Here is a 1269-nt window from a genome sequence, read left to right as displayed (position 1 = left end):
CGTTGGTGGCGGTCAGGACGTGGAAGATCTCGCGGGCGACGAACCGCTTGAGGCAGCGGATGATCTCCTTCTTCGAGAGACCCTCTTTGGTACGTCGTTCCATGTAGGTGCGGGTGCGCTGGTCCCAGCGCAGGCGGCAGAGCACGATCCGGTAGAGGGCCGCGTTCGCCGCTCGGTCACCGCCCCGGTTGAGGCGATGGCGGTGGGTGCGGCCGGATGAGGCCGGCAGTGGGGCGACGCCGCAGAGCATCGCGAACGCCGCTTCCGAGCGGAGCCGGTCGGGGTTGTCGCCCGCGGTGACCAGCAGCTGGCCCGCGACGTCCGGGCCGACGCCGTTCAGCTCGGTCAGGGCCGGGTTGATCTTCTGTGTGAGCGGGGCTATGAGCTCGTCCAGTTCATCGGTCTCCTGGCCCAGGTCGCGGTGACGGCGGGCGAGGGACCGCAGGGCGATCTTCGTCGCGGTGCTCGGGTCACCCGCCTGGCCGAGGCTGGGGCGGAAGCCCGCGCAGATGGTCAGCAGGTCCTTGTCCTTCAGGTGCCGCAGCATGGTGCGGACGCCTTCCGGTGCGGTGATGATCAGGGTTTTGATCTGCCTGGTGACGTCGGACCGCTGCTGGACCGCGCTGCGGCGGGCCACCCGCAACGCCCGCAGGGCCTCGACCCGGCCGTCACGGAACTTCGGCGTGCCGGTGCGGCGTTCGGCGAGCGCGGCCCGTGCCGCCGCCTCGGCGTCGACCGGGTCGGACTTGCCCTGCCACCGGCGGGTCTTGCGGTCCGGGCGGTCGATCTCGACCACCGTCACGTCGTGTTCACGCAGATAGCGGGACAGACCGGCGCCGTAGGCTCCGGTGCCCTCGACTCCGACCATCAGCAGGGTTCCGAAGGAGCGGAGCCAGGTCAGGAGCTTGCGGTAGCCGAGGGCGGAGGCGGGGAACTGGGCCGACCCCAGGACCCGCCCTGCCGAGTCGATCGCGGCTGCGGTGTGGGTGTCCTTGTGGGTGTCGACGCCGCCGGTGACCTCGACCTCATGCTGTGCCATCGTGGATCGTGCCGTCCTCTCCATCTGACCGGGCGGGATGGCACCCGTCGGCCGGGAGGACGGACAAGACAGTGATGGGGCCTCTGGCCAGGCTCTTATGAAGTCACGTCCCCCGGTCCGGCGGATGCACGCGAGCGTCCCCGGACAGAGCCGACACATCCCGTTGAGGACCCTGAGTCAGTCAGGCGGTGGGTCAGACCCCGCCGGGGAACGCTCACGTACATCCTCAC

1 protein-coding gene is annotated in these 1269 nt (G+C 70.1%); it reads right to left on the bottom strand.

Annotation, left to right across the window (positions count from 1 at the left end; genetic code table 11):
• On the bottom strand, positions 1-1063 hold a 1063-nt coding region (locus tag ACGF2Y_RS36655), incomplete at its 3' end, for an IS110 family transposase (protein ID WP_392956438.1).
• Between the last annotated feature and the right edge of the window lie 206 nt (positions 1064-1269).

This window comes from Streptomyces sp. NPDC048142 (genome assembly GCF_043202835.1).
In the GTDB taxonomy this organism is placed as follows: domain Bacteria; phylum Actinomycetota; class Actinomycetes; order Streptomycetales; family Streptomycetaceae; genus Streptomyces.
This window is presented reverse-complemented; position numbering and strand designations above follow the sequence as displayed.